This window comes from Streptomyces sp. NPDC003456 (assembly GCF_042878735.1).
In the GTDB taxonomy this organism is placed as follows: Bacteria; Actinomycetota; Actinomycetes; order Streptomycetales; family Streptomycetaceae; genus Streptomyces.
The window spans coordinates 493,362-507,070 of record NZ_JBIAOK010000004.1 but is presented as its reverse complement, the minus strand read 5'-3'; the positions used below and the strand labels follow the sequence as shown (position 1 = coordinate 507,070).

Annotated in this window: 15 protein-coding genes; 6 read left to right on the top strand and 9 right to left on the bottom strand. The window is 73.4% G+C overall.

Annotated elements, in window-relative coordinates:
- The first annotated feature begins 8 nt into the window (after positions 1–8).
- Entirely contained in the window at positions 9–524 is a 516-nt protein-coding gene (locus ACFYWG_RS18470) for a hypothetical protein (RefSeq protein WP_389202250.1), read from the top strand.
- Positions 525–528: 4 nt separating this feature from the next.
- Here the strand turns inward: ACFYWG_RS18470 and ACFYWG_RS18465 are convergent, their stop codons facing one another.
- Positions 529–1,284 (bottom strand): hypothetical protein, encoded by a 756-nt coding sequence (locus ACFYWG_RS18465; protein ID WP_383505962.1) that lies wholly within the window; start codon positions 1,282–1,284, stop codon positions 529–531.
- Positions 1,285–1,509: 225 nt separating this feature from the next.
- Here ACFYWG_RS18465 and ACFYWG_RS18460 point away from each other — a divergent pair, with 225 nt between their 5' ends.
- Genes ACFYWG_RS18460 through ACFYWG_RS18450 form a run of 3 tightly spaced genes read left to right on the top strand, consistent with a single transcriptional unit; the run spans position 1,510 to position 4,556 of the window.
- On the top strand, positions 1,510–2,793 hold the full coding sequence (locus ACFYWG_RS18460; RefSeq protein ID WP_383505965.1) for a magnesium transporter MgtE N-terminal domain-containing protein: 1,284 nt from the start codon (positions 1,510–1,512) through the stop codon (positions 2,791–2,793).
- The gene (locus ACFYWG_RS18455) at positions 2,783–3,379 is read left to right on the top strand and encodes a DUF1003 domain-containing protein (protein ID WP_376332478.1); all 597 of its coding nucleotides are present in this window, start codon (positions 2,783–2,785) and stop codon (positions 3,377–3,379) included. Before ACFYWG_RS18460 ends, ACFYWG_RS18455 begins: the two co-directional genes overlap by 11 nt.
- 43 nt (positions 3,380–3,422) lie before the next feature.
- A complete protein-coding gene (locus tag ACFYWG_RS18450) occupies positions 3,423–4,556 on the top strand; it encodes an Mrp/NBP35 family ATP-binding protein (RefSeq protein ID WP_376332476.1) in 1,134 nt (377 codons plus the stop codon).
- A 115-nt stretch (positions 4,557–4,671) separates the two neighbouring features.
- Here the strand turns inward: ACFYWG_RS18450 and ACFYWG_RS18445 are convergent, their stop codons facing one another.
- From ACFYWG_RS18445 to sigE, 5 genes are all read right to left on the bottom strand, one after another.
- Positions 4,672–5,343 carry a hypothetical protein gene (locus ACFYWG_RS18445; protein WP_376332474.1) on the bottom strand — a complete coding sequence of 224 codons (672 nt, stop codon included), beginning with the start codon at positions 5,341–5,343 and terminating at the stop codon, positions 4,672–4,674.
- 236 nt (positions 5,344–5,579) lie between these two features.
- The gene (locus ACFYWG_RS18440; RefSeq protein WP_383505971.1) at positions 5,580–6,026 is read right to left on the bottom strand and encodes a sec-independent translocase; all 447 of its coding nucleotides are present in this window, start codon (positions 6,024–6,026) and stop codon (positions 5,580–5,582) included.
- 217 nt (positions 6,027–6,243) lie between these two features.
- On the bottom strand, positions 6,244–8,415 hold the full coding sequence (locus tag ACFYWG_RS18435) for a trypsin-like peptidase domain-containing protein (RefSeq protein ID WP_389202246.1): 2,172 nt from the start codon (positions 8,413–8,415) through the stop codon (positions 6,244–6,246).
- Between the two features lie 133 nt (positions 8,416–8,548).
- Complete coding sequence (locus tag ACFYWG_RS18430; protein WP_389202244.1) at positions 8,549–9,538, bottom strand: zf-HC2 domain-containing protein; 990 nt, start codon at positions 9,536–9,538, stop codon at positions 8,549–8,551.
- Positions 9,535–10,233 (bottom strand): RNA polymerase sigma factor SigE, encoded by a 699-nt coding sequence (sigE, locus tag ACFYWG_RS18425; RefSeq protein ID WP_376332466.1) that lies wholly within the window; start codon positions 10,231–10,233, stop codon positions 9,535–9,537. The genes ACFYWG_RS18430 and sigE overlap by 4 nt, the downstream gene beginning before the upstream one ends.
- A 234-nt stretch (positions 10,234–10,467) precedes the next feature.
- Between sigE and ACFYWG_RS18420 the strand changes: the two genes are divergently transcribed.
- Positions 10,468–11,166: an O-methyltransferase gene (locus tag ACFYWG_RS18420; RefSeq protein ID WP_376332550.1), complete on the top strand. Its 699-nt coding sequence runs from the start codon at positions 10,468–10,470 to the stop codon at positions 11,164–11,166.
- Between the two features lie 103 nt (positions 11,167–11,269).
- On the opposite strand, the gene ACFYWG_RS18415 is transcribed toward ACFYWG_RS18420, so the two are convergent.
- On the bottom strand, positions 11,270–11,437 hold the full coding sequence (locus ACFYWG_RS18415) for a DUF3117 domain-containing protein (RefSeq protein WP_003966491.1): 168 nt from the start codon (positions 11,435–11,437) through the stop codon (positions 11,270–11,272).
- Between the two features lie 384 nt (positions 11,438–11,821).
- Between ACFYWG_RS18415 and ACFYWG_RS18410 the strand changes: the two genes are divergently transcribed.
- Complete coding sequence (locus ACFYWG_RS18410; protein ID WP_389202242.1) at positions 11,822–12,625, top strand: enoyl-CoA hydratase/isomerase family protein; 804 nt, start codon at positions 11,822–11,824, stop codon at positions 12,623–12,625.
- 83 nt (positions 12,626–12,708) lie between these two features.
- Here the strand turns inward: ACFYWG_RS18410 and ACFYWG_RS18405 are convergent, their stop codons facing one another.
- Together ACFYWG_RS18405 and ACFYWG_RS18400 are read right to left on the bottom strand one after the other, a co-directional pair.
- Entirely contained in the window at positions 12,709–13,296 is a 588-nt protein-coding gene (locus ACFYWG_RS18405; RefSeq protein WP_389202240.1) for a DNA-3-methyladenine glycosylase I, read from the bottom strand.
- The gene (locus tag ACFYWG_RS18400) at positions 13,293–13,682 is read right to left on the bottom strand and encodes a DivIVA domain-containing protein (RefSeq protein WP_376332460.1); all 390 of its coding nucleotides are present in this window, start codon (positions 13,680–13,682) and stop codon (positions 13,293–13,295) included. Before ACFYWG_RS18400 ends, ACFYWG_RS18405 begins: the two co-directional genes overlap by 4 nt.
- Positions 13,683–13,709: the final 27 nt, after the last annotated feature.

The window sequence follows — 13,709 nt, the reverse complement described above, 5'->3', positions numbered from 1 at the left end:
TGGTGCCCATGACAAGCGAGCTGCTCGGCCAGGCCCTCGTCGAGGAGGCCACCAAGAAGTCCGGCCTCGTCTGGGTCCAGGGCCCCGACGGCCCGGCGCGTGCCCTGTGGCACGTGTGGCACGAGGGCGCCGCCTGCCTGGTCGGCGACGGGCCGGGCGAGCAGCCCCTGCCCGGCCTGGCCGACGGCGGCGAGGCGCGGGTGACGGTCCGCAGCAAGGACAAGGGGGGCCGGCTGGTCTCCTGGACCGCCCGGATCACCCAGCTCCGACCGGGCACCGAGGCGTGGGAGGCGGCCGTCGCGGAGCTGAAGGGCAAGCGGCTGAACGCGCCCGACGGCGAGGCCATGACCGAGCGCTGGGCCCGCGAGTGCCGGGTACTGCGGCTGGAGCCGACCGGGGCGAGGGAGCCGCTGCCCGACGGCTCCCTGGCCGAGGCGCCCGTGCCCACCCCGGCGACCACCCGCCGGCCGGTCCCGGCGGGCCTGCCCCGGCTGCTGCTGAAGAAGAAGCGCAAACGGGGCTGACGGCCTACGACGCCGGCAGCTGCCGGCCGTAGTCCACCGTCTCGCCCTTGTCCGGCTCCTTCAGCTCGAAGTCCTGCCCCCAGGCGGAGAACGTGAGGGTGCCGGCCCCGCCGGCCCGCTCCAGGCGCAGCGGGTACGGCCTGCCCTCCAGGGAGACCTCCAGGGTGCCGCCGGAGCCCTTGTCGCCGGTGACCCGGATGGTGCGGACGCCCGCCTGCTCGTCGTGGCCGTCCGTGGCGAGCGTGCCGTGCAGGGTCAGCAGACCGTCGAGGAGGACCCCCTTGTCCGTGAACCCGGTGAACTTCTTGTACGAGGGGTCGCCCTGCGGCACCTTCACGAACTTCCCGCTCAGCTTGGAGGCCGCCGCCGCGTCCGACGCACCCCCCTCGCCCTGGCCGCTGCCGTGACTCCAGAACTCCGCGTCCGCCATGACGAAGAGCTGCTCGCCGACGCGCAGCAGCCTGAAGGTCGCCCCCTTGGTGGTGACCGACCCGGTGCCGCCGTCGTCCTTCAGCCGCATGTCCAGGGCGTACGTCCGGCCGCCGCTGACGACGTTGCCGTGCACCCGCACCGCCCCGGCGGACTGGGCCACCGCACGGGTCTTGGCCTGGATCTTCGCCGCCGGGAGCCGGCCGACGCCGTTGGTGCCCTCGTTCGGATCCTCCGCGCAGCCCGTGAGCACCGTCCCCGTCACGAGCAGCGCGCACGTCGCGCTCGCGAGTGCGGCAGTGCGGTTGCGGCCGTGGCGAATCGGAGTCACAGGTGGGGCTGCCTCTCTGACGGGAGACCTGAACGGCGTACCGCAGGGTACCGGGGTCGTGCGGGCAGGTCGGAGCCGGTCCGTCCGGACCGTCCGCCGACGCAACCCCGATCGGGACGGGCTAGCCTGAAGCCCACCCGAGCGGGCAATTCGGAAGAGACAGGCAGCAGCACAGCCCCACACACAGGCACCACGAACCACCCCGCACGAAAAGGAGCCGCGGCCATGGCAGCGGGCGCCCCCCGGATCTTCGTATCGCACCTCTCCGGCATCGCCGTGTTCGATCCCGCCGGCGACCAGGTGGGGCGGGTGCGCGATCTGGTCGTCATGCTGCGGGTGGGCCAGCGGCCGCCGAGACTGCTCGGCCTGGTCGTCGAACTCGCCACCCGCCGCCGCATCTTCCTGCCGATGACCCGGGTCACCGCCATCCAGTCCGGCCAGGTCATCACCACCGGCGTGCTCAACGTGCGGCGCTTCGAGCAGCGTCCCACCGAGCGGCTGGTGTTCGGGGAGCTGCTGGACCGGCGCGTGACGCTGACCGAGACGGGTGAGGAGGCCACCGTCCTGGACCTGTCGGTGCACCAGCTGCCGGCCCGCCGGGACTGGGAGATCGACCGGGTCTTCGTCCGCAAGGGCAAGCGCGGCGGCGCCTTCCGGCGGGCCAAGGGCGAGGCGCTGACCGTGGAGTGGTCGGCCGTCACCGGCTTCTCGCTGGAGGAGCAGGGGCAGGGCGCGGAGAACCTGCTGGCCACGCTGGAGCAGCTGCGCGCCGCCGACCTGGCCAACGTGCTGCACCACCTCTCCCCCAAGCGCCGGGCCGAGGTCGCCGCCGCCCTGGACGACGACCGGCTGGCCGACGTGCTGGAGGAGCTGCCGGAGGACGACCAGATCGAGATCCTCGGCAAGCTGAAGGAGGAGCGGGCCGCCGACGTGCTGGAGGCCATGGACCCGGACGACGCGGCCGACCTGCTGGGCGAGCTGCCGACGGACGAGCAGGAGCGGCTGCTGAGCCTGATGCAGCCCGGCGACGCGGCCGACATGCGGCGGCTGATGTCGTACGAGGACCGCACGGCGGGCGGGCTGATGACCACCGAGCCGATCGTGCTGCGTCCGGACGCCACCGTCGCCGACGCCCTGGCCCGCGTCCGCAACCCCGACCTGTCGCCCGCCCTGGCCGCCCAGATCTACGTCTGCCGGCCGCCGGACGAGACCCCGACCGGCAAGTACCTGGGCACGGTCCACTTCCAGCGCCTGCTGCGCGAGCCACCGCCGTCCCTGGTCAGTTCCATCGTGGACACCGACCTGCAGCCGCTGGACCCGCAGGCGGACCTGCCCGCCATCGCCGGGTTCTTCGCCACGTACGACATGGTCGCCGCCCCCGTCGTCGACGAGGCGGGGTCGCTGCTGGGCGCGGTGACGGTGGACGACGTGCTCGACCACATGCTCCCGGAGGACTGGCGCGAGCAGGAGTTCCACCTGGACGAGGAGGTGGCGACCGATGGCTCCTGAGCGCGACCCCGCACGCGACCGGGCCCCCTCGGGCGCCACCGCCGCCTCCCGGCCGCGCACCCGCCTGGACCAGCCGCTGCTGCGCAGGCGGCGGTTCCTGCCCGAGTACGACCCGGAGGCGTTCGGGCGGCTGTCGGAGCGGATCGCGCGCTTCCTGGGCACCGGGCGGTTCATCGTCTGGATGACGGTCGTCATCATCCTGTGGGTGGTGTGGAACGTCTTCGCGCCGGGTCAGCTGCGCTTCGACGAGTACCCGTTCATCTTCCTGACCCTGATGCTGTCCCTCCAGGCCTCCTACGCCGCCCCGCTGATCCTGCTCGCGCAGAACCGGCAGGACGACCGCGACCGGGTCAACCTGGAGCAGGACCGCAAGCAGAACGAGCGGTCGATCGCCGACACCGAGTACCTCACGCGGGAGATCGCCGCCCTGCGCATCGGCCTGGGCGAGGTCGCCACCCGCGACTGGATCCGCTCCGAGCTGCAGGACATGGTCAAGGAGCTGGAGGAGCGGCAGAACGGCCACCGCCACGACCCCGTCGTATTCCCGGCGGAACGGTCACGGGGACGTGACGCAGACGACCGCTGAGACGCTTTCCTACGCCCCGGTACGGCGCCGTACCATCGACCCTATGGCTATGGAAGACGCGGTGCGCGAGGCACTGGCGACGGTGAACGACCCCGAGATCCACAAGCCCATCACCGAGCTGGGGATGGTCAAGTCGGTCGAGATCGGTGCTGACGGGGCGGTCGCGGTCACCGTGTACCTCACGGTCTCGGGCTGCCCGATGCGGGACACGATCACGCAGCGCGTGACCGACGCGGTCTCCGCCGTCGAGGGCGTCACCCGCGTCGACGTCACGCTGGACGTGATGAGCGACGAGCAGCGCCGCGAGCTGGCCTCCGCCCTGCGCGGCGGGCAGACGGAGCGCGAGGTCCCCTTCGCCAAGCCGGGCAGCCTGACCCGCGTCTACGCGGTCGCCTCCGGCAAGGGCGGCGTCGGCAAGTCCTCGGTGACGGTCAACCTGGCCGCGGCGATGGCGGCCGACGGCCTGAAGGTCGGTGTCGTGGACGCCGACATCTACGGCCACTCCGTGCCGCGCATGCTGGGCGCCGACGGCCGGCCCACCCAGGTCGAGAACATGATCATGCCGCCGTCCGCGAACGGCGTGAAGGTCATCTCCATCGGCATGTTCACCCCGGGCAACGCCCCGGTCGTGTGGCGCGGCCCGATGCTGCACCGAGCCCTTCAGCAGTTCCTGGCCGACGTGTACTGGGGCGACCTGGACGTCCTGCTCCTGGACCTGCCGCCCGGCACCGGCGACATCGCGATCTCCGTCGCCCAGCTGGTCCCGAACGCGGAGATCCTGGTCGTGACGACGCCGCAGCAGGCCGCCGCCGAGGTCGCCGAGCGCGCGGGCTCCATCGCCGTGCAGACCCACCAGAAGATCGTCGGCGTCGTCGAGAACATGTCGGGGCTGCCCTGCCCGCACTGCGGCGAGATGGTCGACGTGTTCGGCACCGGAGGCGGCCAGCTCGTCGCCGACGGCCTGACGCGCACGACCGGCGCGAACGTCCCGGTCCTCGGCAGCATCCCGATCGACGTCCGCCTGCGCGAGGGCGGCGACGAGGGCAAGCCGGTCGTGCTGACGGACCCGGACTCCCCGGCGGGCTCGGCCCTGCGCGCGATCGCGGGCAAGCTGGGCGGCCGCCAGCGCGGCCTGTCGGGCCTGTCGCTGGGCATCACTCCCCGCAACAAGTTCTGACCGAGACGCCCGTCGGACACCCCAGGCCGAGGCCCCACGGCGAAGGGGCGCCGGAAACCCGGCGCCCCAGCGAACTCACGCGCACGCGAACGAACTCACTCGTACGCGAACGAACTCACTCGTACGCGGCGATGTCCTTCACCACGGCGAACCCGAGCCCGTACGCGCTCATGCCCCGGCCGTACGCACCGACGTGCACCCCGGCCGCGGTGGACCCGGCGAGCACCCAGCCGAACTCCGACTCCCGGTAGTGGAAGGCCGTCGGCACCCCGTCCACGGGCAGCGACAGCGTCGACCAGTCGGGCCCGTCGAGGTCGTCGGCCAGCACCCACGCCGTCTCGGTCTGCTGCTCCAGCCAGTCGTCCCGCAGGGCGTGGTCCATCTGGCCGGGCCAGGTGAAGGACAGCAGTCCCACACCCGCGAGCCAGGCCGCGGACGACACCGACGTGGCCTCCAGCAGCCCCGTGCCGTCGGCGGTGCGCCGCTGCGGGTTGGCCGCCACGGTCACCACGACCGCGAACTTCTCCTTGGACTCCTGATCGCCCCCGGCGGCGTGCTCGTTGCGCACCGTGGGCTCGTCGCCGTGTCCGATGGACCCGTGCTCCACGGCGCCGTCGGCCGTGGTCCCGACCTGCATCAGCCAGCGCGGTCCCGTGAAGGCCTCGTCGAGGCCGTACCACGGGAAGGGCGCACGCAGGTAGCCGTCGACCGTACGCCGTGCGAAGGGGACCGGTTGTCCACCCTCCGCGGCCGGCGCCTGCGCGACTGCCCGACTCGTCGTCTCCATGTGCCCGGACGCCTCCTCGCTCTCGTCGGGCCGGTGGGCCCGCCCCCCTCGGGTGGCGCTGCTGGTCCGTATGCGGCCACCCGTCAACTGGGCAGCATAGCCACCCCGCCGCGAGCAGCAGGGAAAGCGCCCGGCGCGTGGGCCGCACGAGCGCCCGGATCAGGCCGTACTCGCCCCGACCGGAGTATGAGACGCGTCACTCCCGCCCGGCGCACCGCCCCGGGCCGGGGCGGTGCTCAGGTGGCGTCCGCGTCGAAGGGCGGGCGGTCGTCCCGGTCCGGCGTCTCGGGCTTCTTCGTCATGTCGATCCGGCCGCCGGCGGAGCCGGACGACGAGGAGGACGAGGAGGACGTGTCGGAGTCACGGCCGTGGACGGCGTCGGTGACCTCGGCCATCTCCTTCTTCAGGTCGAAGCCGTTGCGGATCTCCTTGAGCCCCAGGTCCTCGTTGTCCAGCTGCTTGCGGATGAACGTCTTGGGGTTGAGGTCCTCGAACTCGAAGTCCTTGAACTCCGGGCCGAGTTCCTCCCGGATGTCGTTCTTGGCGCTCTCCGAGAACTCACGGATCTTCCGGATCGTGCGTGTCACGTCCTGAATGACCTTGGGGAGCTTGTCCGGACCGAAGACGAGCACGGCAAGGACGATGAGCGTCACCAGCTCGAGTGGTCCTATGTCATTGAACACCTGAAGCTCCTAGCGATGTCCTCGGTCCTCGGCCCTCGTGGTCGGTGCGGGTCCTGCCGTGGTCCGGGCCGGATCCACGGTACCCGGCGATCCCGTCCGACCGGTACTGTCCCGGGATCTCCGGGTGTGCGCGGTGGGAGCGCTTTCCCGATTGTTCGCCTCGCCGGCGCCCGGGGGGAGCCGCGGCGTCGGCTGCGTCCGTCCGGCACGTCGTCCCTCAGCCGCCGGACGATCCGAGGACCAGGGAGACGGTCCGTTCCCTGCCGTTCCGCTCCAGGGTGAGTTCCAGCCGGTCCCCGGGGCGGTGCGCCCGGGTCTTGACGATCAGCTCCTCCCCGGAGTGGACCCGCTGGCCGTCCACCTCGGTGATGACGTCTCCCGCCTTGATGCCGGCCTCGGCGCCGGGGCCGCCCTTGGCCACGGGCGGGCCTCCCTCGCCGCCCTCGGCGGCGACCCGGGCGCCGTCGCCCGAGTAGTCCATGTCAAGGGTGATGCCGATGACGGGGTGGGTCGCCCGGCCGGTGTTGATCAGCTCCTCGGCGACGCGCTTGCCCTGGTTGATCGGTATGGCGAAGCCCAGGCCTATCGAGCCGGACTGTCCGCTGTCCGGGCCGGAGCCGCTCTCCGCCGAGCGGATGGCCGAGTTGATGCCGATGACCCGGGCCCGGGCGTCGAGGAGGGGCCCGCCGGAGTTGCCCGGGTTGATGGGCGCGTCGGTCTGCAGCGCGTCGACGTAGGACACGTCGCTGCCGTCGCCCTTCTCGCCGCCGGCCGTGATGGGCCGCTGCTTGGCGCTGATGATGCCGGAGGTGACCGTGCCGGCCAGGTCGAAGGGCGCGCCGATGGCCACGACCGGGTCGCCGACGCGCACGTTGTCCGAGTTGCCGAGGGGCAGGGGGGTGAGGCCGCGCACGCCCTTCACCTTCACGACGGCGAGGTCGTAGCCGCTGTCCCGGCCGACGACCTCGGCCCGGGCCGTCTGGCCGCCGTCGAAGGTGACGGTGATGTCGCCGCCCGATCCGGCCGGCTGGACGACGTGGTTGTTGGTGAGGATGTGGCCGCGGGTGTCGAGCACGAAGCCGGTGCCGGTGCCCTGCTCGCCCGAGCCGCTCACGTGCAGGGTGACCACGCTGGGCAGGGCCCGGCCGGCGATCCCGGCGACACTCTCGGCGTCCCGGCCCGCGGGCTCCTTCCCCGCCTGCGGCAACTCGACGGCGCCGACGCCGCCGTTGCGTTCCAGGTACGTCCCCACGGCGCCGCCGATGCCCCCGGACACGAGCGCGATCACCAGACCGGCGGCGACGAGCGACTTCCGTCCCTTCCTGCGCCGCTGCGCGGTGCTGAGCACGGCGGCGCCGGTCTGCTGCAACGGCCCCTGACTTCCCCCGGGTACGGCCCAGGGGTCGTAGCGCTGCCAGGGGTCGGGGGCGGTATCGGGGGCGGTCTCGGGGGCCGCCGGCGCGGCGCCGCCTTCACCGTGGGCCGCATCCGGCGGCGGCGCAGCCGCGGGGCCACCCGGGGGCGGCGCCTGAGCCGGCACCGGAGCGGCGGCCGACGGGGCCTGGGCAGCAGCCTGGGTACTGGGCGGGGCCTGCGCGGGGTCCTGGGCGGTGGGCTCGGCCTGCGCCGGGAGCTGGGCAGTGGGCTGGGCCTGCGTGGGCAGCGGGGCGCCGGGGTGGGCGGGAGCCCCGGCCGGCGGCATCGGCGGCTCACCAGGCGCCACCGCTGCCGGCCCGCTCGGGGGCGTCATCGGCGGCGCGGCGTGGGTCGCCGGTACGGGAGCGCCCGGCGCGGCCGGGTGGACGGGGGCTGCCAGGGCCTGTCCCGCCGCCGTCGCGGGGTGCTGCACGGGCGGTGCGGGCGCCCAGGGGCCCGGTTCGCCGTAGGGCGGGGTGCTGTACGGGTCCGGGTCGTGCAGGGGCTGGGGACCGCTTCCGGCAGGGACGGACGGGGACGCTGGGACGGACGGGGACGGTGAGGGTACGGACGCCGCGGCCGGGGTGGAACCCCCGTGCAGGGTGTCGTCCTCGGCGGGGGCGCACGACCTGTCCGCCTCCCCGGCCTCCCCATCAGCCGAGGCACTGGTGTCAGCGACAGCAGGCACAGGAACCTCGGGGCTCCGCAACTCGTAGTCGCCGTCACCCCGGCCGGTCCGGTCCCCCGAGGCGACTCGGTCCGCCTGCGCCTCGGCTGCGTGACGCGCTGCCGGCCGGGCCAGTTCGAAGTCCCCGTCCGTGTCGGCGGGTGCCGGCCCGGCGGTGTCCGCCGGGCGGCCCGTGTCGTGCCGGTCCGTCGCCTGCTGCGGGGTGCTGTCCTCCGGCTCACCCGCGGGTTCCTGCGCCCGCGGCCTGCCCCACCACTTCCCCTTCGTGGGCTTCCCCTCGTCCATGCTCTCCCCACAGCCGCGGCACGGCCCGTCGCGGTGGCCGCGGTTCGTCGAATCGGCGCCCCGGCCACTGCCTCGGCCGCGGGCGGCAACCCCCGGATTCAATCAGGTTCCCCGGCCACCGCGCAGGGACCGGTCAGCGGGACGTGCGGGAGGAGGGCGCCGGGGAGGGGGCCGCGGTGGGATCCGTCAGGGGCACAGCGAGCAGGGGCGCCGTGAGCTCGGGGACCGCGGACCACGAGGTCAGAGCGGCCGGCGTGGCCGCCTCCAGGGGACGTATCAGCGGGGACACGACCGCCGCGCCTGCCATGACCGGGGCGGCCAATGCGTGCACGGCCTGCTGCGGGGCGGCGGACACCGGTACTCCGGGCAGCAGGGGCGCGGACACCTCGGTCGGGGCGACCGGGGCCTGGCCCAGCCCGTTCGGGGTGAGCAGGGGGACGGGGGTGCGGCGCCGCTGGGACTCGGGCGCCGCCGCGGCCGCTCCCGTGCCCGGCGTGCGCGTCGGCGTCACGTTGCTCCCCGAGCCGGAGCCGCTGCGGGCCTCGGTGTCGGTCGGGGTGACGGCGGCGACACCGCCCAGCGCGATCGCGGCCAGGGACACCGCCCCGGCGGCCACAAAGGCGAACCGCAGCCGCGAGGAGGACCGGTCCGTGTCGGGCCGTCCCACGTCGTGGATGCGGAAACCCCGGCTGCCCGAGGGGAGACCGCGCTGGTCGGACGGCAGGGCCGGCACGTGGTCGCGGGACGGGGCGTAGCCGAAGTCGAACCGGTCGCCGCGCCTGACCCCGAAGGCACCGGACGAGGCGAACCGCCCGGACACGTCGGGCAGCCCTCCCCGGCCCGGCGGCGTGGCATCACCGTCCGGGCCGCCGCCCGCGGGTAGTCCCTGCAGGCGGGCCAGGAAGCTCTCGGAGGGGGGCGGCGGGGCCGCCTCCGCGAACACGTTCTTCAGCCGGCGCTGGGCGTCCACCTCCGCCTTGCACTTCGGGCAGGTGGCCACGTGCGCCAGTACGCGCTCACGCGCGTCATGACCGAGCTCGCCGTCCACCAGGGCGGAGAGTCGGTCTCCCAGATGCTGCTCTGCGAGGTGTCCCTCGGAAGCCTTCGGTCGTGTTCCGCTCACGCGCTCGCGCCCCCTCCTCCCAGGGCGGGGACACGGGGCACGAAGGAGCGGCGCCCGGCGCGCGCCTCCGGCGAGCGGTGCGCGAGGGCCTTGCGCAGCTGGGAGCGGCCGCGGTGGATGCGCGAACGGACGGTGCCGAGCTTCACCCCGAGGGTCGCGGCGATCTCCTCGTACGACAGCCCCTCGATGTCGCACAGCACGACCGCGGCGCGGAACTCGGGGGCCAGGGTGTCGAGGGCCTGCTGGACGTCCGCGTCGAAGTGGGCGTCGTTGAACACCTGCTGGGGGGTGGGCTCCTTGCTGGGGAGCCGCTCGGCCGCGTCGTCGCCGAGCGCGTCGAACCGGATGCGCTGCTTGCGGCGGACCATGTCCAGGAACAGGTTCGTGGTGATGCGGTGCAGCCAGCCCTCGAAGGTGCCGGGCGTGTACGTCGACAGGGAACGGAAGACGCGGACGAAGACCTCCTGCGTGAGGTCCTCCGCGTCGTGCTGGTTGCCGGTCAGACGGTAGGCGAGCCGGTAGACCCGGCCGCTGTGCGTGCTGACGATCTCCTCCCAGGTGGGCGGAGTCCACGCCTGCCCGTCCGCGTCGCTGGTGAAGGTCGCGGTCTGGGTGAAGCCGGCGTGGCTCTGGTCGGCAACGGTGTCGTTCACAGATGTCGGCCTGCCCGCTGATCCGAGGAAGCGCCTGAGCACCCCTGCGCGATCGCCGGACGCAGCCGCACCTCCCCTGTCAGCTCTGGTGGTGTCCAGTGGAGCCCCTACCATAGCCACCTCGCCCGTTAGGACCGGATAAGCGGTTTTACGAGAAATTGATGTGGGCTGATACGCCTCGTACTGCTGCGTCGGGACTTGCTCGCCGTCCTGATCCACCGTCCGCCCCCCGTCACGGCCCACACCTGTCGCTCATCCCCTTAAACGACCGGTCCCATCTGCGGGTTCCCGCGCCCAACGGATACAGTCACGCCCAGGCATTCACGGGGACAGGAGAGGGTCATTACCGGCAACCGGCAGACGAGCTGGGCGTTCGCCGACGCCTATGTCGCCGAGGACGAAGCGCTGCTGTGGGCCCGGGACCGGGCCCGCGAGGCAGGGCTGCGCTCGGTGACGCCCGGCACGGGCGCCGCGCTGCGCTTGCTGGCCGCCTCCGTCGACGCGAAGGCCGTCGCGGAGATCGGGACCGGCTGCGGGGTCTCCGGGATCCACCTCCTGCACGGCATGCGGCCGGACGGCGTGCTGACGACCGTCGACCCGGAGCCGGAGCACCAGCAGTTCGCCCGGCAGGCCTTCCGTGCCTGCGGCTTCGCCAGCAACCGGGCGCGCTTCATCCCGGGCCGCGCCCTGGACGTCCTGCCCCGCCTCGCGGACGCCGGCTACGACCTGGTCTTCTGCGACGGCGACCGCCTCGAGGTCATGGACTACCTCGCTGAATCGTTGCGGCTTCTGCGCCCCGGCGGACTGGTCGTCTTCGAAGGCGCGTTCGCCAACGGGCGGACCGTGGACTCCGGCCCGCAGCCCACCGAGGTGCTGCGGCTGCGGGAGCTGCTGCGCTCCGTGCGCGAGAGCCAGGAGCTGGTGCCGTCGCTGCTGCCGGTGGGCGACGGCCTGCTGTGCGCGGTGAAGCGCTAGCGGACGCCCGGGCCGCCCTGCCCCACGGTGCCGGAGGGGAAAACAGCTGCCCCGGCACCTCATGTGATGCCGGGGCAGCTGAAAGGGTATGGTCGCTTGCGCGTCAGCCGACGACCTTCTTGAGGGCGTCGCCGAGGGCGTCGGCCTCGTCCGGGGTCAGCTCGACGACGAGCCGACCGCCGCCTTCGAGCGGAACGCGCATGACGATGCCCCGCCCCTCCTTGGTCACCTCGAGCGGGCCATCACCCGTCCGCGGCTTCATGGCCGCCATGCTCGTTCCCCTTCCTGAAACCCAGCTCATCGTCAAAGCCGACGGCCCTGAGAAGGGCACACGTGCGGCCCTTGTGGCAGGACACGCGACACCGGCATCGAACACATTGCTTCCCAGCCATTATCCCGCATCCCAGGACCCGATGACCAACATCGGTCGGCATCGCTTGGGCAACGCACGCGAGCAAAACCACTCAATTCGGCGGTGAGGCTGCGATACTCCGCCACCGCACGCACATCCGCCGAACAGATCCGGACGAGAATTCTTTGACGCAGGTCACACGGCGGGGCCGGTCTTCCCTCCGCGATCTCCGTCATGCTGTCCTGCAGACCCGGGACGTACCGGCCGGTACGGGCCCGATCCGCGACCCGGAGGGGATACGCCATGGCCGACACCGTGCTCTACGAGGTGAGCGACGGACTCGCGACGATCACGCTGAACCGCCCGGAGGCGATGAACGCGCTGAACGTGGCGGCCAAGGTCGCCCTGCGGGAGGCGGTCGAGTCCGCGGCGGGCGACGCCGCGGTGCGGGCGGTGCTGCTGACCGCCGCCGGTGACCGGGCGTTCTGCGTGGGCCAGGACCTCAAGGAGCACATCGGCCTGCTGGTGCGGGACCGGGAGACCGGCTCGGGGCAGACCATGAGCACGGTCCGGGAGCACTACAACCCCATCGTGCGGGCCCTGGCCGGGGCGCGGAAGCCGGTAGTCGCCGCGGTGAACGGGGTGGCGGCCGGGGCGGGCTTCGGCTTCGCGCTCGCGGCGGACTACCGGATCGTGGCGGACACGGCCTCGTTCAACACCTCGTTCGCCGGGGTCGCGCTGACCGCCGACTCGGGCATCTCCTGGACGCTGCCGCGGGTGGTCGGCCCCTCCCGCGCCACCGACCTGCTGCTCTTCCCGCGCAGCATCAGCGCGCAGGAGGCCTACGAGCTCGGGGTCGCCAACCGGCTGGTGCCGGCCGGGGAGCTGCGCGCGGAGGCCGAGAAGGTGGCGCGGGCGCTGGCCGAGGGGCCCACAGTGGCCTACGCGGCGCTGAAGGAGTCGGTGGCCCACGGGCTGACCCACTCCCTCGAGGAGACCCTGGAGAAGGAGGACGAGCTGCAGACCCGGGCGGGCTCCTCCGAGGACCACGCGATCGCCGTGCAGGCCTTCGTCGACAAGGAGAAGCCCAAGTACCTGGGCCGCTAGGCCCGACCGGGGGGCGGCGACGCCCCCTTTCCGGGCTGTCCCCCGCCCGGCTTCCCCGCCGGGCCGCCCTCTGCCGGGCTCCTTTACCGGGCTCTCCTCGCCACGCACGCCTCCAGGTGGTCGTCGACCAGCCCGCACGCCTGCATCAGCGCGTACGCCGTCGTCGGGCCGACGAAGCGCAGGCCCCGCTTCTTCAGCGTCTTGGACAGGGCGGTCGACTCGGGGGTGACCGGCGGGACGTCGGAGAGGGCCTTGGGGGCCGGGCGGGTGGCGGGGTCGGGGGCGTGGGACCAGATCAGCTCGTCCAGCTCGCCCGGGGACCACCCGGCCAGCACCCGGGCGTTGGCCATCGTCGCGTCGACCTTGGCGCGGTTGCGGATGATGCCGGCGTCGGCCAGCAGGCGTGCGCGGTCCTCGTCGGTGAAGGCGGCCACCGCGGAGATCTCGAAGTCGGCGAAGGCGGCGCGGAAGCCCGGGCGGCGGCGCAGGATGGTGATCCAGGACAGCCCGGACTGGAACGCCTCGAGGCTCAGCCGCTCGAAGAGCGCGTCGTCGCCGTGGACCGGGCGGCCCCACTCCTCGTCGTGGTAGGCCACGTACTCGGGGGCGGACAGGGCCCAGGGGCAGCGCAGCGCGCCGTCCGGGCCGGCGAGGGCGGCACCCGTGGTCACGTGCGGTCCTCCCGGCCGGGGGCGGGCTTGTCGAGGGGGACGTGGTGCTCGCCGGAGCCGTGCACCGGCCCGTGGGCGGCGGCCGAGCGGGCCCCGGCCAGGGCCGACTCCAGGTCGGCGATGCGGGCGTCGCGCTCGGCCAGTTCCGCGCCCAGACGGCTCAGGGCGTCGTCCACGTCGGCCATCCGGTAGCCGCGGGCGGCCAGCGGGAAGCGCAGGCCCTCCACGTCGGCGCGCTCGACCGGGCGGTCCGGGGGCAGCGGGTCGCGCAGCCGCTCGGGCGCGGCCTCGGGCAGCGGGCCGTTCTCGCCGCCGCCGACCACGGCGAGGGTCACGGCGGCGACCACGACGGCGAGCGCGACGACCAGGAACAGGAACATAACCATCGCGGGCCCCCACGGTCGCACGGAACT